We start from the raw sequence: 23,873 nt of genomic DNA, 5'->3' as shown, positions 1-23,873 counted from the left end.
AAATGAGTAAATTTTTATTTGCTCCTTTCATGATGAATTTAGGAGAGAGCCAAAGATTATCAAAACTGGCTAATTGTTTATATGAACAAGGACATGATATTCATATCCTTGGAGACAATTATTATCCATTTTTATTTAATAATGATGCTTATCGCTATCACCACTGTGTAGAAGATAAATCTGTTTATAATAGTAAGCGATATGATGCTTTCTTTTCTCTTTCAACAGACTTTAATTTTTTATCAGAAGAAGAAATTGAACGCATCTGTTCTATTGAAAGAGACTTGTTACGCCAAGAAAAATTTGATGCTGTATTGACAGGTTACCGTCTATCTATTGTTACAAGTTGTCGTTTAGAAAGCATACCATTAATTTGGATTATTTCAGGGGCAACGCATATCAGTGAAATTGTTGAAAACTCAGAAGGAATATTGCCTAATGGGAAGATAAGTAAAGCTAGTAAGCCTCAAACAAAGGATTTTATCAAAAGAGTAATCACTACTTATTCAACAAATGTTAAAACGTGGAATAACTATATTAAAAAATATGGTGGCAAACCTTTTAATAATGCTTTAGAATTATTTACTGGTGATCTAAACTTGGTAACAGATTACTCTTTGTTTTATGAATTTGATAAAGATTCGTCCTATAAAACGATAGGACCTATTTTGATAGATAATGTAGGTTTTCCAAAATGCAGCCAAATTAATCAAGACAATAAGACTGTACTGCTCAGCTTTGGTACTTCATTTAAACGAGATTGGGTGGAATCTTTTTTAAAGACATTACCAAGGCATTATCATTATTTACTGACAAGCTGTGGTGAGGCTATAAACATTCCAGGAAGTTATATTGAGATAGTTGATTTTATTGATTTTAAAACCATAGATAAAGAGATTTATTTCGCTATTATACACGGTGGGCAAGGAACAGTTTATGCGATGGCTGCACAAGGTATTCCCTTTATAGGTATCCCTTTCTTTAACGAACAATTTTGGAATATTAAGAAGTTCAGTAAAGAAAAGTGCGCTTATTTGGTAAAGAAACCTGATGTAAGAGAGATACGTAAAGCAATTAGCTGTCTTGAAAGAGACTATGATATCTATAAAAGTTATATGATAAGACTAAGCCAAGGAATTAAAGAAGAAGCAGAGGCATCTTTACAAAAAGCGGAGGCAGAAATTGAATCCTTTATCAGAAAAAGACAAAGTTAACTATATTATGATTTATAAAAATAGGCAGTCTACATTGGAGAATAATTTATCTGGCGATCGGTTGATGAGATATCAACAAGCAAATAGACAGGTAAGCAAAGATAAACTGTTAACAGGGAGTTATTTTGTGTACCAATGCTTAAAAAAGTTAGGTTTTACCAATAAGATTTGTCAGGAATCTTTTTCTAGTGTTAGTAGTTATTTAATTGGTTTGCCAAAGGGGAAAATTAGTTACTCTAATTCTGGTGACTATCATATTCTAACCTATGCTCCCAGTGGTTCAACTGGGGTTGATATTGAGAAATACAAAGATAGATCAGAACAAACCTACCAAAACTACCTAGGAGAATCAGTTAGTAGTGATATGGATTCTAAATTATTATTTTATAAGGCATGGTTACAAAAAGAAATTTCCTATAAATGTGGGAAATCTATAGATATTACCTATCAAACAATGATAGATGGCTATATTTATGGTTATGCTTTTGATAATACTTTTAAAGTAGAAGCGGTTTACTTAAAAGAATTATTACCAGATAACTAACTCGCAACATGTTGTTCCTACATATGCATCTATAAAAAGCACTTTGAAGTATTTCAAGGGCTTTTTATAATACCTTGGGTAGTCTTTAACAATTATGGTTAGAGTTGATATGATAAACTGATCATTTCCACATTTTATGAGAAAATCAGAAAATAGAGGTGTTTTTTTGTGATAATAATTAGAAATAATAAAAACTGAAATATTTTCTAATGTAAAAAAAGATAAAAGAACTTATTGCTGAAAACGATTTTAACTTAACATTTGCCATTGACAAGTACTTAGAGGAGTGCTAAAATTTCGTTAGCTGGTTAACAAACCGGTTAAGTAATGTGAGGTTCTTTTATGAGTGAATTCCTTTCAGCCAAACCTATTGGTCATAATGATTCATCTAATACTATTTTAAGAATTATAGAGAATACGAAATATATTCATCACTATGATGGAAAAGTTGTTGTCGAAATTCCTCCTCAAAAAGAGCCTATCAAAGTCTTTTTTATGGATTCACGTCTTCATTATTTAGAATTTTCAGACATATGTCGGTATGTAACTGTTGTTTTGAAAAATAGTACCGTTGATAATATAACCAATTTAGGGCTAGATAATCATATTGTTTATGACAATGGTGATGATATGGTTGATCCGTTGCCGAGTATTCAGCATGGATTATTTCTTAATGATGATTAAAGATGTAGACAAAAATTTAGAAACGAGGAAGCCATGACATTTTATAAAAAGACGGACAAATTTGGATTTAGGAAAAGTAAAGTGTGCCGCAGCCTATGCGGTGCTTTATTGGGTACAGTAGCAGTTGTTAGTCTAGCTACAGCAAGTACAGAGATTCACGCTGATGAAGCAACAACCTCACCTACCACTGTAACGAAAGTACCTCAGCCAGTTCAAGCAGACACAACAGCTCTAAATACCTCTAAGACTCACAGTACACAAGCAACTACAACTCCTGTTGAAGCTAAGGAGAATAAGGTTGTCAAAAGTGAAACTGTTCAATCTGAGAGCCGAGTAATGCCTAGAGATAAGGTAGTAGAAAGGCCAGAAACAGTAAAAGCTAGTGTTAACTCAGACGTTAGCCAACCTATTACAACCACACCCCCAACAATTAATGAAAAAACAGTTGAGATTCCTAACTTAGCTCAAGATACTAAGAAGGTAGCTCCAAAAGTAACTGTTACACCAGAAGTTGTTAATCAGCCAAAGCAGTTGCCTAAATACGAGTAAGAAAACTCAGAGAAAGGCAATAAGAGTACAGAAGCAACTAAGGCAGTTACTGTGACTAAACCACAGGGGGCGGTTGCTGAGAAAGCTACTCCGGCTGTGCCAAAGCCTCAAAAAGTAAGAGTAATTGTTGAATTTAATAAGGAATCTATCTTAGATTATGCGACAGAACAGAAAAAAACAGTTGCACAGTTAAATCAAGCTGATGTTGAGAAAAAATTACAAAGCATCAAGCAAGAGCAAGATAAAGTTCTTAAGAATATTGAAAAAAGTGTTCACTTTGATTCAAGCAAAGTGAAGCGTTACGATGCTATTATTAATGGTGTCGCACTTGATATTCAAGCTCAAGAAATTGAAAAATTAAAAACGATTGCTGATGTTAGAAGGGTCTATGTCTCACAAGAATATGTTCAGACAAAACCTTTACTATCTTCCTCAGGGCAACTTATTGGTTTGCCAGAAGTTTGGAACAACTCCCAGTATAAAGGTGAGGGAACTGTTGTTGCAGTTATTGATTCAGGGGTTGATTTCAAACACCAAGCACTAAAAATCAAAGAACCAAATCGTGCTAAGTATAATAAAACTAGTATTGAAAAACTGATTCATGAAAAGAATCTCAAAGGAAAATTCTATTCCGAAAAAGTACCTTATGGTTATAACTATTATGACTATAATGATAACCTCAAGGATAGCTACGGTGTAATGCATGGTATGCATGTAACAGGTATCGTAGGAGCTAATGATGATAATCAAAAATTGTATGGTGTTGCACCAAATGCTCAAATTTTAGCGATGAAGGTATTTTCAGATGACCAACAAAATCCCACAACCTTCACAGATGTGTGGCTAAAAGCTCTAGACGATGCTATTTTACTAAAAGCTGATGTTGTTAATATGAGTCTTGGAACACCTGCTGGATTTGTACATGAGGGGAAAGACTATCCTGAACTTGAAGTTATTGCAAGAGCGTGTAAGGCAGGAATCGTCATTGCAGTAGCAGCAGGTAATGAAGGAAATATCACTGACGGTAATACTTATGGTGTTAAGCCGCTAGCAGAAAATTATGATACAGCCTTGATTGCCAACCCAGCCCTCGATGATAATACCTTGGCTGTTGCCTCTATGGAGAACCTTAAAAAGCATGCTCATGTTTTGAAATTTAAAGATAAAAAATCTGGAACAGAAGTTACAGAAGTCATTAATCTTCATGTTGCCCCAAACGCTTCAAAAACTATTATTGGATTGGCTGTAGATTTGGGAGCAGGAGCTCCTTCGGAATTGTCAAAACATTTTGATTTAAGTGGTAAAATCGCCATGCTTGAAATTCCAGAAGATAATAAATCTAATGGATTTTTAGAAAAAGTACAGGCGATTACTAAGTTAAATCCAGCTGCTATCTTGCTTTACAATAATGCGAAGGTTAAAGATGATTTAGGCAGTCAATTATTAGTTGAATCAGAAGCAGCTAAATTTAATATTGCTCGCATTACCAGAAGCACGTATAACAATATCAAAAATAATAGCAATAAAATTATTACTATTTTAACAGAGCGTCAAGCTATTGATAATAGTTTAGCAGGACAATTATCTTCTTATTCTTCTTGGGGACCTACACCAGACTTACGTCTAAAACCTGAGATTACAGCTCCAGGTGGTCATATTTTCTCAACTGTGGAGGATAATCAATATGCTGATAAATCAGGAACATCAATGGCTGCACCTCAGGTAGCTGGGGCAGCTGCAGTTTTAAAACAATACATTACAGATAAAAAAATTCCTGTTGATAATGCTGCTGATTTTATTAAATTACTCTTGATGAACACTGCACAGCCAATTATCAATAAACAATCAAAAGATGGCAAAACACCTTACTTTGTGCGCCAACAAGGTAGCGGAGCAATGAATCTTGCCAAAGCTCTTGTTACGACAGTCGTTGCAACTGTAACAGGGACTAACGATAATAATGCAGATGGTAAGTTGGAGTTACGTGAATTAAAAGAGAAAAAATTTAAAGCACGCATTCTACTTCGTAACTTTGGAAAAACTAATAAAACGTATATCATCTCATCAGAAGCGATTGCGGACCCAGTTGATGAAAAAGGATTTCGTACGCAAAATTCAGAACACCTAGTATCAAAAAAAGCTGATGCAGTTACAAGGAAAGTTACTGTAGAAGCAGGTAAGACATTAGCTGTTGACCTTGATGTGGATTATTCTGATGCAGAGGCTTTAACTCGCAATAATTTCTTGGAAGGTTATCTTAACTTAAAAGATACTGAAGGTGTAGCCGATTTACACTTACCATTTTTAGGTTTTTACGGTTCATGGACAGAGCAAAAAGCTATTGATGCTTTTGAAGGCATTTCTGAAATTGGTAACGGTGACAAAAAACGTCGCGTTCAATTCTATGTTAATAAAGAAACCAACAAGACCTCATCAACCTTTACAACTAACGGCATGTTGAGTCTTCCAATCTATAACAATACAGTATTTTTCTCTCCTAATAGTCCTTTCTATGACAAAGCAGGAGTTCGTATTGCAGCTTTGCGTAATATGGAGTATGTTCAATATTCTATTATAGATCCAGATACCAATAAAGAAGTTCGTGTACTTGGTAGATCACACGACGTTAGAAAACTTTATCGCCTAGATTATCGTAATAGTTTTGCCATGATGCCAGATTCTATTTGGGATGGTAAGATTAAAGATTAAATTGCAAAAGGGGATAAACAATACATTTATCAAATTAAAGTACAGTTGAATAATAAAGGTGTCGGTGGCGATGGTGTCCAAATTTATCAATACTATATCAAAATGGACAACAATAAACCTTACTTAAGTCCCAAAGATAAGACTACTGTAGAGAAGTTAGAAGATCGCTGGAAAAAAATTACTTTCAAAGTTCAGGATACTGGCATTGGTTTGAAAGACGTTTATCTTCAATCTGTTAAGTATGTTGGTGGTGGCAATAATAATTTAGACCTTATCACACCTCCAGGATTTAAAAAAGAAGATAAAAAAGTTGAAAACCCAAAATTAGACCGTCCACCAGGAATTGATTTACCAGCACCAACTTCAATGAGAAGTTTTGATTATTCAACCCCACCGGGAACTAAGCCAAGCAAACCCAAAGATAGTTTATCAACTCCTCCAGGTTTCCCAGATTTAAACACGCCGCCGGATGAAGCACCAAAGGATAGTAAAAAAGACGCTATTGAAGATAAATCAGGAGCAATTAAATATGCTAAGTCTCTTCAACTTAGCTTTGTTGATGACCCTATTTTAGCTAGCAAAGTAAATGGCAAAATATTACAAGTCGAATCTGATGGCAAATTAGTCATTCCTAGAAATGCTTTGTCAGCTAATCAATTTGATGACACTAGTCTTAAAATTTATCGTAATAATAATCGCAATAAAGAAATTACTATCACAACAGATTATTTTGCAGATACAAAATATGTCAATATCACAGCGGTTGACTATTTGAGCAATACTACTTTTGAGCAATTAGCTACTGGTGAAACAGTAGATTACCATGCCATTGTATTTTCAAGCTTTGCTGCTATTAAAGACAAGGGTGGTAAGATTTATGTTAACGATAAATTGCAAGAAACTTCTCGTATAGCGCTTAAAGATAAATCTGTTAAGATTGGTATTGAATTACCAAATGATGTCAGACATATTGATAGTTTATCTGTTCGTCGTTTGAATGAGGTTAAAACTGTTGATAATATCTTGAAAAATGATGAACAAGACATTAATCTCAGCAAAACTTACCAATTAAAATACAACCCGACAAATCGTCGTCTAGAGTTTACTATTAATAACATTAACTCAAGTTCAGAAATCATGACCACTTTCAAAGATGGAAAGATGCCAGAATTGGTTGAACAAAAAGATGTTTCTTTGGATATAAACGATATGGACATGAGTAAGTTTAAAACTATTCGACTTGGACGAAAGGATTCTGAATTTAAGGGACAACTTATTGCAAAAACTGGAACAGTTGAATTAGATATGTTTTTCAAACAATCTCAAGACCCAGCTTCAATTATTAAAAAAATATACCTTATCCAAAATGGTGTTCCAAATGAATTGAAAAAATTTGACTCTAGTTTTGGTTTAACTGAAAGTCAGATAGATGGATACTATATTTATAAAGATGCAATTAACCTTAAATTTAAATTAACCAGTGGTGCAAGTCTTAAAGTTGTTTATAAAGGGCAAGAAGATCCATATAGTCATCAGAAAGAAGATATGACTAAAAAAGGTGAACAGCTCAGTCATTCAACTCAAGCCAATGAAAATACAGCAAAAGTAACCTTTGCTAATATTGACTGGTCACATTATAGTAAGGTTACTGTGAATGGAAAAGAAGTTGGTAAAGGTAGTGAGTTACCTTTAACTAAAGGATGGACAACATTTGTATTACATAAAACAGAAAATTCATTAAATGTTAAAAGTTTGATTATGGAGACGGGTAGTGTAAGTAAGAAAGTTCAACAACTTCCTTTAAGTCCTAGATTATCTAAAAATAAGCATATGAGGGATATGCTACTTACTATGCAAAAAGATTCAGCGTATTACGAAACAAGTGACAGTCTAGTCCTTCGAATTAATCTCACTGCAGATACTAAACTTAATTTTAATGCTGTTAAAGGAGCGAGTGCTCTTACTGAAAATATGATGATGAGACAGTTTGCAGTTGCTGGACCACAAGATGATCCTGTTAGTGAACATAAATACCCATCAGTATTTCTCTTAACTCCTGCCTTATTGGAAACTGCTAGTGAGGCAACTCTAAATGGTAAGGAAATCACAGCATCTGGTATTATCGGTCACATCAAGGATGGTGATAAAAGCAAGCATGTTGAAGTCAAAATGGTGAATGAAAATGGAGACATGCTAGGAACCCCTGTTATTATTCAAGGTAAAGACTTGACTAATCGAACAAAACCATTAATGAGTGGACGTAGAGTACTTTATGCCGGTAAACAATATGAGTTCCGGGCTAAATTACCACTTAGTCGTTTTAACACTTGGATTAGGGTTGAAGTGGTAACAGAAGCAGGAGAGAAAGCAAGTATTGTTCGTCGCATGTTCTTTGACCAATCAGTTCCAGAGCTTAACACAGCAGTTGCTAAACGTGATTTGACTTCTGATACTGCTCTTATCCACATCGTTGCCAAAGATGACTCTCTAAAACTAAAATTATATCAAGATGATTCATTACTTGAATCTGTTGATAAAACCGGTCTTTATAGTTTTAGAAATGGTGTAGAAATCACTAAAGATATGACAGTACCACTAGAATTTGGAGATAATATTATTAAGTTATCTGCTGTTGACTTATCAAATTATCGTCGTAATGAGACCCTTCATATCTATAGAAACCGTTTTGATGTTAAAGCAAGCCAAATGACAGCTGACAAAGGAGCTAAAGTAACTGTGGATATGTTGATGAAGCACTTAGTTGTTCCAGAAATGGCAGGAGCTTATACATTAACAATCGACGAAGCTCCAAACACAAATGAATCAGGAATGTTAACAAACGCTAAAGTATCGATTCATTATGTAAATGGTGGTGTTGATAAAGTTGATGTTCCGATTAAAGTAGTTGACTTAGAAGCTATTCGTAAAGCTGAAGAAGCACATAAAGCTGACGAAGCACGTAAAGCTGAAGAAGCACGTAAAGCTGAAGAAGCACATAAAGCTGAAGAAGTACGTAAAGCTGAAGAAGCACATAAAGTCGAAGAAGCACGTAAAGCTGAAGAGGGACATAAAACCCAAGAAGCACCTATAGTTGAAGAAGGCTACAAGGTTAATAACGTTCATCAAACTGATACTACAGTTAAAGCGTCTGATTTACCAAAGACTAAGACAGTTTCCGCAGTTCATATGGCTAGAACAGACAATAAACAGATAACTTCACATCAGACACATGTTGAAAAACAAATTAAAAATACATTGCCATCCACTGGTGACAGCAAACGTGGTTATTATATCACTGGAATGGCTATCGTTATGCTGAGTGTATTATTTAGTTTAGCTAAAAAGTTTAAAAGCAAATATTAATGATAAAATAAAATCTATTTAGCAACATTAATTGTGATGGATAAAAGGTTTTATCTCTTAAATCAAAAGTAGTAGCTCATTAGCTACTACTTTTTTGTATAAGTGTAAAAAAGTGAATTCTTAACAAGAATTTAACACCCTACTTGCTATACTAAAAGTGAATAAGAAAGAGAGGTGTCATTTATGCAAAGAAAATCCTATTTAAAATCCATGAGTGTTCTTACTTTAACAGCTTGTCTTATATCAGGATATGTGGTTAAAGATATTGCTATGTTACATGCAGTATCTGCCAGTGAGAAGAAAGCAAATAATGTCAGTCCGAGAGAAAATCTCTACAGGGCTGTCAATGATAATTGGCTAGCCAATACAAAACTCAAACAAGGGCAGATTAGTGTTAATAGTTTTTCAGAAATTGAGGATAAATTAAAGCAACTGTTAGTGTCTGATATGGCTAAAATGGCCTCAGGAAAGATTGAAACAACCAATGATGAACAGAAAAAAATGGTTGCATACTATAAACAAGGTATGGACTTTAAAACAAGAGATAAAAATGGTCTCAAACCTCTAAAACCAGTTTTACAAAAACTTGAAGCAGTCTCTTCAATGAAAGACTTTCAAAGTTTGGCCCATGATTTTGTGATGAGTGGTTTTGTTTTACCATTTGGTTTGACTGTGGAAACCAATGCTCGAGATAATAGCCAAAAGCAATTGGTGCTTCGTCAAGCACCCGCATTACTTGAATCACCTGACCAATATAAGAAGGGCAATAAAGAAGGTGAGGCTAAATTATCAGCTTACCGTACTTCAGCAATGGCTTTGCTTAAACAAGCTGGAAAAAGTAACATTGAAGATAGAAAACTAGTTAAACAAGCTATAGCATTTGATAGACTCTTATCAGAAAAAACGCAAGTTGATCAAAGTAAAATCACAGCTGAAAGTGAGACAGCTGCGGGGCGATATAACCCTGAAAGTATGGAAACGGTTCACAATTACGCCAAGGAATTTGACTTTAAAGAATTGATTGAAAAACTAGTTGGGCCAACGAATAAGGCAGTCAATGTAGAAGATAAAACTTATTTTAAACAGGTTAATGATGTTATAAATAGTAAACAATTAGCCAATATGAAAGCATGGATGATGATTTCTATGCTAGTTGATCAATCAGATTTTCTAGGAGAACAAAATCGTCAAGCAGCGAGTGCTTTTAAGAATGTTGCGTCTGGTTTGACTCAGATTGAATCGAAAGAAAAAATGCTTACACCCAATTAGAATATACTTTTGGCCATATTTTGGGTGATTATTATGGTAAGAAATATTTTGGTGAGGCAGCTAAAAAAGACGTCGAACATATGGCTAAGAAAATCATTAATGTCTATAAAACACGGTTAAAAAACAACACTTGGTTATCAGAAAATACAAAAGCAATGGCCATTAAGAAACTTGATAACATGAGATTAATGATTGGCTATCCAGAAGATTATCCTGATCTTTATCGTCAGTACCAATTTGATAGTAAAGCAAGCTTCTTTGAAAACAATGATAACTACAGAAAATTATCGAACAAGAAAACATTTGAAGAATTTAACCAGTCTAATCAACGTGAACATTGGCAAATGAGTGCCAATGCTGTAAATGCTTATAATGATCCTAATACCAATTCCATAGTCTTTCCAGCAGCGATTTTTCAATCACCACTCTACGATAAAACTAAAACAGTTAGTCAAAATTATGGAGCTATCGGAGCAATTATTGGTCATGAAATTTCACACTCATTTGATATTAATGGTATGAAATATGACGAGAAAGGGAATCTTCACGATTGGTGGACTAAAGAAGATTTAAAACATTATAAGAAAAAAACACAAGCTATGATTGACCAATGGGATGGCCTTAAAGCAGATGGCGGTAAAGTTGATGGTAAATTAACTTTAGCAGAAAATATTGCAGATAATGGTGGTGTTATGGCATCTCTAGAAGCTCTTAAGACTGAAAAAATCCAAACTATAAAGAATTTTTTGAATCATGGGCAAGTATTTGGCGTCAAAAAGCAACCAAAGAACAAAGTAAGTCCTCAATTCAGTCAGATGTTCATGCACCATATGAATTGAGAGCTAACATCCCAGTACGTAATTTCCAAGAATTTTATGATGCCTTTGGTGTTAAAAAAGGCGATTCAATGTATCTAAAACCAGAAAAACGTTTGACACTTTGGTAAAGCTATGTTTTCCAGACAATAAGGAGAATGCATGAAGAATATAACAAAGCTATCAACTGTTGCTTTAAGCCTACTACTTTGTACGGCGTGTGCTGCATCAAACACGTCTACATCTAAAACACAGTCTCATCATCCTAAACAAACTAAACTCACAGATAAGCAAAAAGAAGAACCCAAAAACAAAGAAGCTGCTGATCAAGAGATGCATCCCCAAGGCGCTGTTGATTTGACAAAATATAAGGCAAAACCGGTCAAAGATCATGGTAAAAAAATCGATGTTGGTGATGGCAAGAAAATGAACATTTATGAAACTGGTCAGGGAAAAATTCCAATTGTTTTTATTCCTGGTCAAGCTGAGATTTCGCCACGCTATGCTTATAAGAATTTAATTGAGCGGTTAAGTAAAAAATATAAAATTTATACAGTAGAACCATTAGGCTATGGTCTCAGTGATATTCCTACTAAACCACGTACGCTAGAAAACATTACAAAAGAAATTCACACAGGCTTAAATAAAATTGGAGTTAAAAATTTCTACCTTGCAGCTCACTCACTTGGCGGTATGTATTCTTTAAATTATGCTAAAAATTATCCAGAAGAAGTCAGAGGATTTATTGGTATGGATACCAGTACACCTTGGATGGAAGGGGAACAAAAAACAAAGTATGACCCTGAAAGTGCTAAATGGGCAATGAAATTACCAGATGTTGATGATAAGACTAACGAACAGTATCTGTCAATTGCGAAAAAAATTAACGGCAATAAGTCTCAACGAGATGAAGATGAGCGCTTAGGTGATAATCTTGGTAAATTGAAGAATGTAAAATTCCCTAAAGGGATGCCAACTAAGTATTTTCTTGCTGATCAATCTGTGGAGGGAATCAAGCTACGTCAAGCAGATTTTAAAGGTTTGAAAAATTGGGATCAGCAGCATATTGATTTATCTGAAGATCCAAAAGATGCTTCCGTTGAAATTCTTAAAGGTAGTCACAATATTTTCCAAACACAATATGAACATATGGCTAAAGCTATTGATGGATTTATCCAATCCCATCAAAAGTAATCGTTGAATGAAATACCTAAGTCAAGGAGAAAAAATGAATAAAATAACGAAATTATCAACCGTTGCCCTCGCTTTGATGCTTTGCGTTGGATGTTCTGCCAATAAAGATAATCAAAAAACTAAAACTGAGCAGCCTAAGCAAGAAAAGTCAATCGCTAAGCAAAAACAAGAGAGAGAAGCAGAAAAAGCTATGATTGCTAAAGGTGCTATTGACCTAACTAAATATAAAGCGAAACCAATTGAAGATTACGGACAAAAAATTGATGTCGGTGACGGTAAAAAAATGAACATATATACAATGGGTCAAGGGAAAATTCCGCTAGTAGTCTTCCCTGGTCAAGCTGAAATTTCACCACGTTATGCTTACAAAAACTTGCTTGATAGATTAGGGAAAAAATATAAAATTTATACGGTTGAACCGCTCGGTTATGGGCTTAGTGATATGACAGATAAGCCACGTACGATTGAAAATATTACCAAAGAGATTCATACAGCTCTTGAAAAAGTCGGTGTCAAAAATTTCTATCTTATGGCTCACTCGTTAGGTGGCATATACGGTCTAAATTATGCTAAGACATATTCTAACGATGTCAAAGGTTTCATTGGCATGGATACAAGCACACCAAATATGGAAGGTGATGGCACAACTGGAGAATCTTCAGCTTCAACCTTAAAATGGGCAGAATCCATTCCAGAAGTTGATAAGAAAACCAATGAACAATACTTATCAATCGGTGCTAAAAAATCAGGTAATAAAACAGAGCGCGATGAAGATAGGCGTGTTAGTGACAATCTTCATAAAATGGAAAAAGTTAAGTTCCCTAAAGGTATGCCAGCTAAGTATTTCTTAGCTAATGAGTCAGCAGAAGATATAAAAATGCGTAAAAAAATATTCCCTAAGCTTAAAAGCTGGGAACAACAACATATTGACTTATCTGAAGATCCAAAAGACGTTTCTGTTGAGACACTAGATGCTAGCCACTTGATTTATCATACGCAATATAAACATATGGCGAAGGCTATTGACGAGTGGATTCAATCGCATAAAAAATAATTATTCCCCCCAATTATTTTACTAAGGAGAAAAGATGAATAAAATAACGACATTATCAACCATCGCCCTGACTTTAATGCTTTGCGTTGGATGTTCTACCAATAAAGATAATCAAAAAACTAAAACTGAGGATCCTAAGCAAGAAAACGTAACTGCAAATTCGAAGGAAGACAAGGCAACAGCAGCCAAGCGAATGAAGTTAACGAAAGAACTTGAAAAATATAATAAAGGCACAGAGAGCTTTATTAGTAACAAACAATATCAAAAATATATCAAAACACCTATCAAAGAATATGGTCAAAAGGTTGAAGTCAAAGGCAAGAAGATGAATGTCTATACTGTTGGAGAAGGTAAAGTACCAATTGTCTTTATTCCTGGTCAAGGGACGGTGACTGCCAAACATCAGTACCATAATTTGATTAGTAATTTAAGTAAAACTCATAAGGTTGTGGTAGTTGAGCCATTTGGTTCAGGTTTAAGTGATGTCATTGACCAACCACGAAATCTAGCTAATATTACCTCAGATATCCACGAAGCTTTACAAAAAGTTGGTATTACCGGAAAATATGTAATTGCCTCTCATTCAATTGGTGGTGTTTATGCCCTTAAATACATCAGTACTTATCCAAAGGAAGTGCTAGGATTAATAGGTTTAGATACATCAACGCCGGGTATGGAAGGTGGTAAGCAAGTTGATTTCGCTGCTCCAGTGTTAAAAGAATTACCTAAAATTCCTAAAGTATCCGACGATATTAATGCACAATTTTTTGCTATTGGACATAAGATACTTAATAATTCTAATATGAAAGAAGAAGCGAAGAATTCTTCTAATATGATTAACGAAAGTGCCAACTATAAGATTCCAAAGGGAATTCCTGCTATGTATTTATTAGCACGTGAAAGTGACTTAGGGCTTCAATTACGTAGTTTAGATATACCAATTAAAGGCAGTTGGCAAGAGCAACATAAGGAGTTATCAGAAGATCCAAAAGAAGTCTCTATTCATACACTAGACGGAACTCACCAAATTTATGATACTAACCTTAAAGAAGTAATTGATTATACTAACCAATTTATGAAAACATTTGAGAAATAATTGTTTTTAGAAACAGTGCTATAAAATCACTAATTGATAGATAACGTAGAAGTCGATAGAGAATATCTAACGACTTCTATCGTTATTCTAGAGATTATTAAGATAGAAAAAGGAGGGAAAATAGTGAACCTATGGACATTAAGTTTAGCTTATTTGAAACGTCAAAAAATGAAAACAGTAACCTTGTTCTTAGTTTTTCTAACTATAGGCACATGTTTAATCAGTCTGATGAGTATTCAGCATTCTTTGGAAAAAAATATCCTAACAAAACAAGGGAAAAGCATTTATTTAACCTCCAAAGAAAAGGCTTATTGGCCTGAACAAGCATACGAAGCTTTGAAAAAAGCAAAAATGGTTGAGTCAGTAGAGGCAAGTTTAAGCATTGATGTTGGTAGCCGTTTAAAATCTGTATCACCATATAACTCTTCTAAAGAAGAGAATCAAGTTACATTAGCAGGTTATCAAAGTACAGAAGATTTACGAGCTTTTCAGACAAAAGCATTGGTCTTAAAGAAAGGAAGCCATTTAGCGGCCGATAATACAAAACAAGTACTAGTTTCATTGAAATTAGCACAAAAGAATCATTTAAGTGTGGGTAACAAATTGAGATTAGGCAAAGAAAATGTTACTATTGCAGGAATTTATGATGCGAATAGTGCTAAGTCTAAAAATACTTTTAATCCCAATATTGATAATACATTGATTGCTCAGGCAACATTGGTTAGGAAGATTAGTAAACAAAAAGGTTATCAGACGGTTGCAGTGCGCTTAAGTGATAAACGTTTAGTGGATACAGTTATCCAAAACATCAAACAATGGCCGCTTGATTTCGGGAAATTAGATGTTCAAACAGCTAAAGAGTTTTATGGAGATTCTTATCGTAATATCGAGACATTGCATCGTCTAGTGGGACGAATCATTCTTATTGTTAGTCTCGTGGCGATGGCAATATTAGTTGTCATGCTAACATTTTGGATTAATAACCGCATTAAAGAGACGGGAATTTTACTCGCTATCGGAAAAACTAAGTTTGAAATCATAGGTCATTATCTGATAGAAGTACTGTTAGTAGCAGGTGCTGCCTTCACACTATCTATTATTGGTGGTGTCTTTCTTGGAAAAACATTTGCAGCTGGCCTTTTATCACAAGTTAATGGTGGTGTGAGTTCACAAATTGTACAAAATAGTAGTCTAATTATTGATAGAATTGATAACCTCGCTGTTTCTGTTGGAGTAATGGATGTCTTTAGACTCTATGCTCAGGGTGCTTTAATTTGCTTATTTGCAGTTGTATTATCTAGTTATTCTATTCTTAAACTACAACCAAAGCAAATATTGTCACGAATGTCATAGGAGGTTAATATGAATTTATTTAAACGTTCCTTTTTATATGTTAGCCGTAAAAAGCGTAAGAGTATCACTTTATTCGTATGTTTATGGCTAGTTGCTTCTACATTAATTAGCGGTATTGCGGTAAAAAATGCTGGTCTTACTGCTAAGAAGACATTTTCAAGGCAAACTGGATCAATTTTGCATATTTCATCGGATAGTACTGACCTTGTTGGTGATGGTTACGGATCTGGAGAAATCCCTGAAAAAGCAATAGTTAACATAGCAAGTAATCTAAATGTTAAGCGCGTTAATAATAATTTGATGGCTTATGCTGGACTAACCTCGGAAAAAATGGTTACACGACCAAATGATAAAGAACAATATAAAGAACAAGTTTTACAAGTTCATGGTAATAGTTACTCCGATACAGATCCTAAATACACAGCGGGGATGATTTCTCTTAAGGGAGGGCGACATATCACGCCGAAAGATCAGCGAGTTATAATTGTTCATCAGGCTTTTGCGAAGACAAATCATCTTAAAGTTGGCGATAAGTTAATGTTTTCAAAAGACCCCGTTAGAAACAGTAAGGATAAAACATTAGTTGAAGCAACTATTGTTGGCATATATAAAGGTAAAACGGTACAAAAATCAAATTACCCTTATGAGATGCTAGAAAATACAGCCTTTTCAGATACGCAATTGATTAAGGATTTATACGGCTATTCTAAAGGTAAGGCCTTTTATCGCCAAACAACTGTATATCCTAAAAAGAATGCTGATATAGAAACTCTTAAAAGTTTTATCAAAAAACAATCCTATTGATTGGAATAAATACCAACTGACAATTACAGCAACCTTGCTAACAAGTTATGCAAAAAGTATAGATGTCTTGAATCAATTAATTACTTCTCTACAAGGCGGCATGTTAGTAGTATCTATTATTCTAGTGATGATGGCTCTGCTATTCTGGATTGGTGGTAGAACCCATGAGACAGGTATTTTATTAGCTATTGGTAAGTCTAAAGCAATTATCATTGTCAGTACGCAGTAGAAGTACTAATGATTGCTATTCCAGCCTTTGCTTTATCAGTACTTATCAGTCAATTTATTGGTCAAAAATTAGCAGACTCCTTAGTGTATCAGGCCTCTAGAACTGTCAGAGCAGACTTTATGAAAGGGTTTGGGAATATGCAGCTTGGGTCTGATAGTGATACAGATATGTTTATGCAAACGAAATGTACAAGTGAAGCCTGAGGAAGTCTGGTTAGTAATTCTAGTTGGTTTAGCAATCGTCTTATTTGCTATTATTACTACTAGTTTAATTATTGCTCGCTACAAACCAAGGGAAATCTTATCAAAACTGTCCTAAAGTGCCATAAGTATACCGACCAATAGTGACATCTATATTAACGGTTAAAATGAATATGCTCTGCTATTGAATACATAGCTCAAGAAAGGGAAATCTATGTTCGAATTAAAAAATATTGCTTATCGTTATAAGGGGAACGACAATAAAACATTAGAAAATATCAATTATAGTTTTCAGTCAGGGGTATTTTATACTATATTAGGGAATTCTGATTCAGGTAAAACAACCCTTCTATCCTTGATGGCAGGTCTTGATTCGCCCACTGAGGGACAAGTATTATTTAACAAAAAAGATATTAAAGAAGCAGGTTATGCTCAGCATCGCAAAAAGAATATAGCTTTGGTCTTTCAAAATTATAACCTTTTAGACTATCTAACCCCATTGGAAAATGTTCAGTTGGTAAAACCTACTGCAGATAAACAATTATTGTTGGATTTAGGTTTAAAAGAAGATATGTTAACGCGAAATATCTTGAGATTATCAGGAGGGCAACAACAACGTGTAGCTATTGCGAGGGCTTTGGTTGCAGGAACACCAGCTATTTTACTTGATGAACCTACGGGGAATTTAGATTTTGACATTGCACGTGATATTACGATGCGTCTTAAAGATTTTGCGCATAAGGAAAAACGATGTGTTATTATGGTGACACATAGTAGAGAAATCGCTCATATGGCTGATACTGCTTTACAATTGACAGGAGATAACTTAAAAGAATTATCAAAAGAAAGTATAGCACAGTCTATATTACAACAAAGGAATTTATAATAAAAAAATACCTCCCTTTCTTAAATAATAAAAGAGGAGGTATTTTTTAGAAATGGTTATTTATTATCAGAAAAGGCTCGCTCTGCCATTTGTTGAATTTTAATTGTAGAGTTATTCTGATAAACGACACCATTAACCAGTGCACCATGCGCATATAAACCTGGCATTGGACCATATTTTGGAGACAAAACTTGTGCATTTTCAGTTAAAATAGTAATCCCTCCTTGATCGTCAATTTGACAAAATTCTTGATTGATGAGCGATTTTAGGAGTGGATTGGCTTTTGTCCAGTTTTTAGTATTTAACTGGTAACCAGTAGCATTAATGACGCGATCGACAGATATATGATTTTGTTTTTCTTTTTCTATTGAAAATCCTTCGTCATTTTTTGCAATTGTCTTGACGTTATTGATCAGGGAAAAAGTCCCTTTTTGTGCAGCTTTCAAAATTACTTTAGCAGATTCATCAGGCATAGGATTTCGCAAGTTAATAATCGCTTTTCCATATAGTGCTTTATACTCTTTCTTATCTGATAATGACATGAGTGGCCAAAGGTCAGTTAACCAGACAGTGATTCGTGAAGCTAGTTGTTGTAATAGATAGAGTTGCTTAGGGTACTTAAAGGCTCGCTTGAGACCATCAATTCCTGGGGATAAAAAGGTTTCTGTTGTATTTTTCCAGTTTTTAAAGCCAAGATGCTCCAATTCACCAGACATCAAATCATTAAAATCGGCAATAGTGAAGGTTTTTGAAGGATGTGATAGAAATGCTTTAAGGTTATCATTGGTAAAAAAGTGCCAAGTAAGTGGTAAATCATTAACAATACGGACGCTAGGGAAGTAGTTGGTTCTTGAAAATGCTTTAACAGAAGATTGTGTATTGAGTAGCAACCATTTTATAACATCAATTGCAGCTAGACCAGTCCCGATGATAGCAACTGTTTTTCCCTTCCAATTTTCCTGAGCCAAGTGTTTGATAGGATAAGGGTCTTTGATATAATCAGTCTTCCCTTCCAAATGATAAGGGTCTATAACAGGCAGAGCACCACAAGCTAAATGTAATTCATCAAATGTGACAGGAAAAAGCTTATCTTGAATATAGACTTGCCATTGTTGCTTATCTGATAAATAGTTTAGTTTATCCACTCTTGTTTTAATAACCGTGACAGGGAGTTTATCTAAAAGTAATTTAGTTCTTTCTGAAAGGTATTGTCCGTAAAGTGTCCTTGATACATAGGTTAGATTTGTGTCATAGTAATTTTCTTCTAACCAATCCATGAAGTCAGACATATGGCGATAATCAAATGAAATATCGTTGATTGGGGAATTGATTAAAGCTGAGTCAACGTCTTCTTGAAAAGGAATTCCTCGTCCAAAGTGGACAGTATCATCAAAACAAAAAATAGCTAACTGTTTTAACTCTTTCTCTTTTTTACGAGAAAGTGCTAGTAGAACAGCTAAACCACTAACTCCCATACCTATAATACCAATTGTTTTTTTCACAGAACAAGCCTCCTTACCACTATCATAGCATAAATTTTGATTTAAGTTAGGGGATGAACAAAGCTATTATTTGCAGAATTTCTAATTTAACGAGTAAATTAAATTTAAAGTAATATTAAATTAAGATAAGATTAAATAAATGATTGACATGCTTAAATAATAGGCATATGATATGGTTGTGACAAAAGGAGAGCAATTAGCTAAAACGGATATCAATATGGTAGACGCTTGTTTAATGTAATTAGAAAGAGGTAAAGCTTATGAAAAGATTACATAAACTGTTTATAACCGTAATTGCTACATTAGGTATGTTGGGGGTAATGACCTTTGGTCTTCCAACGCAGCCGCAAAACGTAACACCGATAGTACATGCTGATGTCAATTCATCTGTTGATACGAGCCAGGAATTTCAAAATAATTTAAAAAATGCTATTGGTAACCTACCATTTCAATATGTTAATGGTATTTATGAATTAAATAATAATCAAACAAATTTAAATGCTGATGTCAATGTTAAAGCGTATGTTCAAAATACAATTGACAATCAACAAAGACCATCAACTGCTAATGCAATGCTTGATAGAACCATTCGTCAATATCAAAATCGCAGAGATACCACTCTTCCCGATGCAAATTGGAAACCATTAGGTTGGCATCAAGTAGCTACTAATGACCATTATGGGCATGCAGTCGACAAGGGGCATTTAATTGCCTATGCTTTAGCTGGAAATTTCAAAGGTTGGGATGCTTCCGTGTCAAATCCTCAAAATGTTGTCACACAAACAGCTCATTCCAACCAATCAAATCAAAAAATCAATCGTGGACAAAATTATTATGAAAGCTTAGTTCGTAAGGCGGTTGACCAAAACAAACGTGTTCGTTACCGTGTAACTCCATTGTACCGTAATGATACTGATTTAGTTCCATTTGCAATGCACCTAGAAGCTAAATCACAAGATGGCACATTAGAATTTAATGTTGCTATTCCAAACACACAAGCATCATACACTATGGATTATGCAACAGGAGAAATAACACTAAATTAATAAAAGAGCAACTAATTGCTCTTTTTTTGTTGTCATTCTTAGTGATTAATAGTGTTAAATAGAAATTTTTGGATACATTACTTAGTGTTCCGATATGATTTGACACCAGAAATAAGGACAGGAATTAAGGTAACAAATACAATTCCCAAGATAATAAGCGAGAAGTGCTGCTTCACAAAAGGAATATTACCAAAGAGAAAACCAGAACCTGTTGCAATAACTGACCAAGATAATGCTGCAATGAAGGCGCGTTTGATAAATACTTTTGGAGGGAGCTGACTAATACCTGCTACAAAAGGAACAAAGGTTCTGATAATAGGGATATAGCGCCCTAAAATGATGGCAGCAGTACCTTTTTTCTCAAAATAAAGCTCAGCATCTCGAATATTTTTTTCTTTAATGAAACGACGAAAGAAAGGATGTTTGATAAAACGGTAACCAAATGTACGACCAATCAAGAAATTGCAACTATCACCAATAAATGCTGCAATAAAGAAAATAATAAGGAAAGTTACAATATTGAAGGACATTTTTGGATTTGCAGCAAGGGCTCCAGCAGCAAATAATAAACTATCACCTGGTAAAAATGGAAAGATGACAGCCCCAGTTTCAACGAAAATAACGAGGAAGAGCAATAGATAGGTCCAATTACCAACAGTGTTAGCCATAGCATAGATATGAGTATCAATATGTAAAATAAAATCGATTAAAAACATAGGAGTCTCCTTTATTGATCAACTAAAGTGCAGAGACTTGGATGATAACTATCTTGTTTATAAGGCCTCTTACAAAGCCTATTTTATCAGAAAATTTTTAATAAGAGGTAAAATAAGTTTACTTATTAATTTAGAATTATTCTAAAGAGCTTTTTTTTGATTTTTATGTTAGACTTAATTATAATGATTATAAATAAGAAGTAAAGGAGCTTAACAATGTCCTATTTAACCTTTAAACACGTTGATTTTAAAACGGATGATAAGTTGGTTTTAAATGATATCAACTTTGCAATTGATGAAGGTGATTTTGTTTCTATTGTAGGACCATCTGGAAGTGGTAAGAGTACTGTTTTAAAATTGGCCAGTGGTTTAATGAGTCCTACTGCAGGTCATATTTTCTTTGATGGAAAAGATTTGAACCAATTAGAACCGATTGAAAGTCGAAAAATGATTTCTTACTGTTTTCAAACGCCACATTTATTTGGTAATACAGTGGAAGACAATATTAGTTTTCCTTACCACATTCGACACGAAAAAGTAGATTATAGACGCGTTGATGATTTATTTCAACGTTTTGAAATGGACCAGTCTTACCTGAAACAGGATGTCAAAAAACTATCAGGAGGAGAAAAGCAACGTATTGCTCTGATTAGGCAATTATTGTTTGAACCTAAAGTTTTACTCTTAGATGAAGTTACTTCGGCTTTAGACAATCATAATAAAGTTATTGTTGAAAAGGTTATTAAATCATTACATGACAAAGGAATAACGATTTTGTGGATTACGCATGATGAGGAGCAGAGTCGTCGATTTGCCAATAAAGTCTTAAAAGTTGTCAATGGTAGTATTGAAGCAATGGAGGTTATAAAATGAGCGGTGCAAATTCTATTTCTTTAATGTCATTACTAATGGCATCATCATTAGTTTTGATTACTTTATTTTTTTCTTACTGGCAAAAGTTAAACCTAGAAAAAGAAGTGATTATTAGCGCTATCCGAGCAGTGATTCAATTATTAGCAGTGGGGTTTTTGCTAGACTATATATTTGGTTATCAAAATCCTATTTTCACAGCTCTTTTAATGCTATTCATGATTATTAATGCTTCTTATAACGCAGCTAAGCGTGGTAAAGGGATTAATAAAGGGTTTGTTATTTCATTTATAGCTATTGGGTCAGGGACTATAATCACTTTATCTGTCTTGATTTTTTCAGGAATTTTAAAATTTGTTCCGAATCAAATGATTCCTGTAGGTGGTATGATTATTAGTAATTCTATGGTAGCAATCGGTTTGTGCTATAAACAATTATTGTCCGAATTTAGAAGTAAACAAGAGGAAGTGGAGACAAAATTAGCTTTAGGAGCAGATATTTTGCCAGCTTCGATTGATATTATTCGTGATGTTATCAAAACCGGTATGGTACCTACAATTGATTCAGCTAAAACACTTGGGATTGTATCTTTGCCAGGGATGATGACAGGGTTAATTCTTGCTGGAACTTCACCTATCCAAGCGGTTAAATACCAAATGATGGTGACGTTTATGCTATTAGCAACGACTTCGATAGCTTCTTTTGTAGCTACTTATTTGGCTTATAAAATTTTCTTTAATAATCGTAAGCAATTAGTAGTAACAAAAGATTGATTCATTTTAATAAACAGTATGTTAGTCTGGTAAGTATAGTCCAGGCTTTTTTGGTATCTTAATCTTATTTTTGATCGAAAATTGACTAAGTTATTGAGTCGATTACGTTTAAATGCTACTATTTAATAGAAATTGTTATAGGGATTATCAAAAGGAGGAAGAAATGATTTTAAAAATTTGTCGTGCAGCATATAGTTTACAATGGGGAGGTGTTTACCAATTAGCTTTGCTGGATTATCCTCGAATTAAGGCGTTTGAATTGGAAAGGATAGGAGCTTTCATAGCTTACGAGAAACAATATAAAAGAAAAATTGAGATACAATGTGACGATAAACATCTCCTCACAAAAATTGTTCATTTTTTAAAATACAATAGTTTTACTTTTCCCTATATTCCCAAATATAGAGAAGCGGCAGCTACTTTTAATGAGGATGGTATTAGTTTAACTTCTGATTTTTTAAGCCATACATGTACGATTGAAACTGCAAAACTAATTTTTAAAGAAGGTAAAATCTTATCAGCAGTTAAAGCCTTTAATAAGCCTGCTGAAGTACTGGTAAATGATAAGAGGAATGCTGCTGGAGACCCTAAAGATTACTTTGACTATGTGATGTTGAACTGGTCAAATACCAATTCTGGTTATCGTTTAGTAATGGAAAGATTGTTAGGCAAAGCACCATCTGAACAGGAGTTAACAGTAGCTTTTAAGCCAGGGGTCAGCTTTCATTTTAATTATCAAGATATCATCAATCATCCTGATTCTATTTTTGATGGTTATCATCCTGCTAAAATTAAAAATCAACTTTCTTTAGCAGAACATTTAGTTGCATGTGTTATCCCAAAACATTATCAAGAAGATTATCAAAGCCTTGTGCCTAATGACTTGAAACACAGAGTTTATTATTTAGATTACTGTAACGAAACACTTTATGAGTGGAATCAAAAAGTTTATGATTTTCTTTGTCATTTGGAAAATAAATAAAACCAAAAAGTTTTAAACTTT

23 protein-coding genes are annotated in these 23,873 nt (G+C 34.1%); 21 read left to right on the top strand and 2 right to left on the bottom strand.

What is annotated here, in order from left to right; genetic code table 11:
• Positions 1-2 precede the first annotated feature (2 nt).
• From cylJ to EGX70_RS04035, 17 genes are all read left to right on the top strand, one after another.
• Positions 3-1,214 (top strand): glycosyltransferase CylJ, encoded by a 1,212-nt coding sequence (cylJ, locus tag EGX70_RS04100; protein WP_123947949.1) that lies wholly within the window; start codon positions 3-5, stop codon positions 1,212-1,214.
• Complete coding sequence (locus EGX70_RS04095; protein WP_001068960.1) at positions 1,183-1,758, top strand: hypothetical protein; 576 nt, start codon at positions 1,183-1,185, stop codon at positions 1,756-1,758. The genes cylJ and EGX70_RS04095 overlap by 32 nt, the downstream gene beginning before the upstream one ends.
• 342 nt (positions 1,759-2,100) lie before the next feature.
• On the top strand, positions 2,101-2,442 hold the full coding sequence (locus EGX70_RS04090) for a hypothetical protein (protein WP_001288731.1): 342 nt from the start codon (positions 2,101-2,103) through the stop codon (positions 2,440-2,442).
• 33 nt (positions 2,443-2,475) lie between these two features.
• Positions 2,476-2,991: a putative cross-wall-targeting lipoprotein signal domain-containing proteiin gene (locus EGX70_RS11050; protein WP_000145149.1), complete on the top strand. Its 516-nt coding sequence runs from the start codon at positions 2,476-2,478 to the stop codon at positions 2,989-2,991.
• A gap of 51 nt (positions 2,992-3,042) precedes the next feature.
• Entirely contained in the window at positions 3,043-5,700 is a 2,658-nt protein-coding gene (locus EGX70_RS11045; RefSeq protein ID WP_000165742.1) for a S8 family serine peptidase, read from the top strand.
• A gap of 45 nt (positions 5,701-5,745) precedes the next feature.
• Positions 5,746-9,063 carry a hypothetical protein gene (locus tag EGX70_RS11040; RefSeq protein WP_172581983.1) on the top strand — a complete coding sequence of 1,106 codons (3,318 nt, stop codon included), beginning with the start codon at positions 5,746-5,748 and terminating at the stop codon, positions 9,061-9,063.
• Between the two features lie 183 nt (positions 9,064-9,246).
• Positions 9,247-10,332 (top strand): peptidase M13, encoded by a 1,086-nt coding sequence (locus EGX70_RS04080; RefSeq protein ID WP_001868414.1) that lies wholly within the window; start codon positions 9,247-9,249, stop codon positions 10,330-10,332.
• Positions 10,333-10,352: 20 nt separating this feature from the next.
• Positions 10,353-11,171 (top strand): M13 family metallopeptidase, encoded by an 819-nt coding sequence (locus EGX70_RS04075; RefSeq protein WP_001865683.1) that lies wholly within the window; start codon positions 10,353-10,355, stop codon positions 11,169-11,171.
• A complete protein-coding gene (locus EGX70_RS11155) occupies positions 11,096-11,278 on the top strand; it encodes a M13-type metalloendopeptidase (protein WP_071659942.1) in 183 nt (60 codons plus the stop codon). The genes EGX70_RS04075 and EGX70_RS11155 overlap by 76 nt, the downstream gene beginning before the upstream one ends.
• A gap of 31 nt (positions 11,279-11,309) precedes the next feature.
• Positions 11,310-12,341, top strand: a complete 1,032-nt coding sequence (locus EGX70_RS04065) for an alpha/beta fold hydrolase (protein WP_000790430.1) — start codon at positions 11,310-11,312, stop codon at positions 12,339-12,341.
• 34 nt (positions 12,342-12,375) lie between these two features.
• Positions 12,376-13,395, top strand: a complete 1,020-nt coding sequence (locus tag EGX70_RS04060; protein WP_001033939.1) for an alpha/beta fold hydrolase — start codon at positions 12,376-12,378, stop codon at positions 13,393-13,395.
• Between the two features lie 34 nt (positions 13,396-13,429).
• Positions 13,430-14,491 carry an alpha/beta fold hydrolase gene (locus tag EGX70_RS04055; RefSeq protein WP_001033959.1) on the top strand — a complete coding sequence of 354 codons (1,062 nt, stop codon included), beginning with the start codon at positions 13,430-13,432 and terminating at the stop codon, positions 14,489-14,491.
• 123 nt (positions 14,492-14,614) lie between these two features.
• Positions 14,615-15,844, top strand: a complete 1,230-nt coding sequence (locus tag EGX70_RS04050) for an ABC transporter permease (RefSeq protein WP_001055322.1) — start codon at positions 14,615-14,617, stop codon at positions 15,842-15,844.
• 9 nt (positions 15,845-15,853) lie between these two features.
• The gene (locus EGX70_RS11280; RefSeq protein WP_001868413.1) at positions 15,854-16,648 is read left to right on the top strand and encodes an ABC transporter permease; all 795 of its coding nucleotides are present in this window, start codon (positions 15,854-15,856) and stop codon (positions 16,646-16,648) included.
• A 100-nt stretch (positions 16,649-16,748) separates the two neighbouring features.
• Positions 16,749-16,877: a hypothetical protein gene (locus EGX70_RS11140; protein ID WP_000962057.1), complete on the top strand. Its 129-nt coding sequence runs from the start codon at positions 16,749-16,751 to the stop codon at positions 16,875-16,877.
• A gap of 8 nt (positions 16,878-16,885) precedes the next feature.
• Positions 16,886-17,080, top strand: a complete 195-nt coding sequence (locus EGX70_RS11135) for a hypothetical protein (RefSeq protein WP_000560510.1) — start codon at positions 16,886-16,888, stop codon at positions 17,078-17,080.
• Positions 17,081-17,291: 211 nt separating this feature from the next.
• Positions 17,292-17,963: an ATP-binding cassette domain-containing protein gene (locus EGX70_RS04035; protein WP_000462434.1), complete on the top strand. Its 672-nt coding sequence runs from the start codon at positions 17,292-17,294 to the stop codon at positions 17,961-17,963.
• A gap of 56 nt (positions 17,964-18,019) precedes the next feature.
• Here EGX70_RS04035 and EGX70_RS04030 read toward each other — a convergent pair whose 3' ends face one another.
• Positions 18,020-19,465 carry an FAD/NAD(P)-binding protein gene (locus tag EGX70_RS04030; protein ID WP_000750939.1) on the bottom strand — a complete coding sequence of 482 codons (1,446 nt, stop codon included), beginning with the start codon at positions 19,463-19,465 and terminating at the stop codon, positions 18,020-18,022.
• A 260-nt stretch (positions 19,466-19,725) separates the two neighbouring features.
• On the opposite strand from EGX70_RS04030, the gene EGX70_RS04025 reads away from it, so the two are divergent.
• Positions 19,726-20,511: a DNA/RNA non-specific endonuclease gene (locus EGX70_RS04025; RefSeq protein ID WP_000825437.1), complete on the top strand. Its 786-nt coding sequence runs from the start codon at positions 19,726-19,728 to the stop codon at positions 20,509-20,511.
• 77 nt (positions 20,512-20,588) lie between these two features.
• Here EGX70_RS04025 and EGX70_RS04020 read toward each other — a convergent pair whose 3' ends face one another.
• Positions 20,589-21,227, bottom strand: coding sequence for a VTT domain-containing protein (locus tag EGX70_RS04020; protein WP_000478529.1), 639 nt, complete (start codon positions 21,225-21,227; stop codon positions 20,589-20,591).
• A gap of 216 nt (positions 21,228-21,443) precedes the next feature.
• On the opposite strand from EGX70_RS04020, the gene EGX70_RS04015 reads away from it, so the two are divergent.
• The 3 genes from EGX70_RS04015 to EGX70_RS04005 all read left to right on the top strand — a co-directional run bounded on the left by EGX70_RS04015 (position 21,444) and on the right by EGX70_RS04005 (position 23,852).
• Complete coding sequence (locus tag EGX70_RS04015; protein WP_000121095.1) at positions 21,444-22,100, top strand: ATP-binding cassette domain-containing protein; 657 nt, start codon at positions 21,444-21,446, stop codon at positions 22,098-22,100.
• Positions 22,097-22,870: an iron export ABC transporter permease subunit FetB gene (fetB, locus tag EGX70_RS04010; protein ID WP_000011926.1), complete on the top strand. Its 774-nt coding sequence runs from the start codon at positions 22,097-22,099 to the stop codon at positions 22,868-22,870. Before EGX70_RS04015 ends, fetB begins: the two co-directional genes overlap by 4 nt.
• Before the next feature lie 163 nt (positions 22,871-23,033).
• On the top strand, positions 23,034-23,852 hold the full coding sequence (locus tag EGX70_RS04005) for a hypothetical protein (protein ID WP_000600997.1): 819 nt from the start codon (positions 23,034-23,036) through the stop codon (positions 23,850-23,852).
• The last annotated feature ends 21 nt before the right edge of the window (positions 23,853-23,873 follow it).

The sequence above is a fragment of the Streptococcus sp. FDAARGOS_522 genome (assembly GCF_003812445.1).
GTDB classification, from domain to species: Bacteria; Bacillota; Bacilli; order Lactobacillales; family Streptococcaceae; genus Streptococcus; species Streptococcus agalactiae.
Note: the sequence above shows the minus strand (reverse complement) of the source record. Positions and strands in the feature narration are given on the sequence as shown.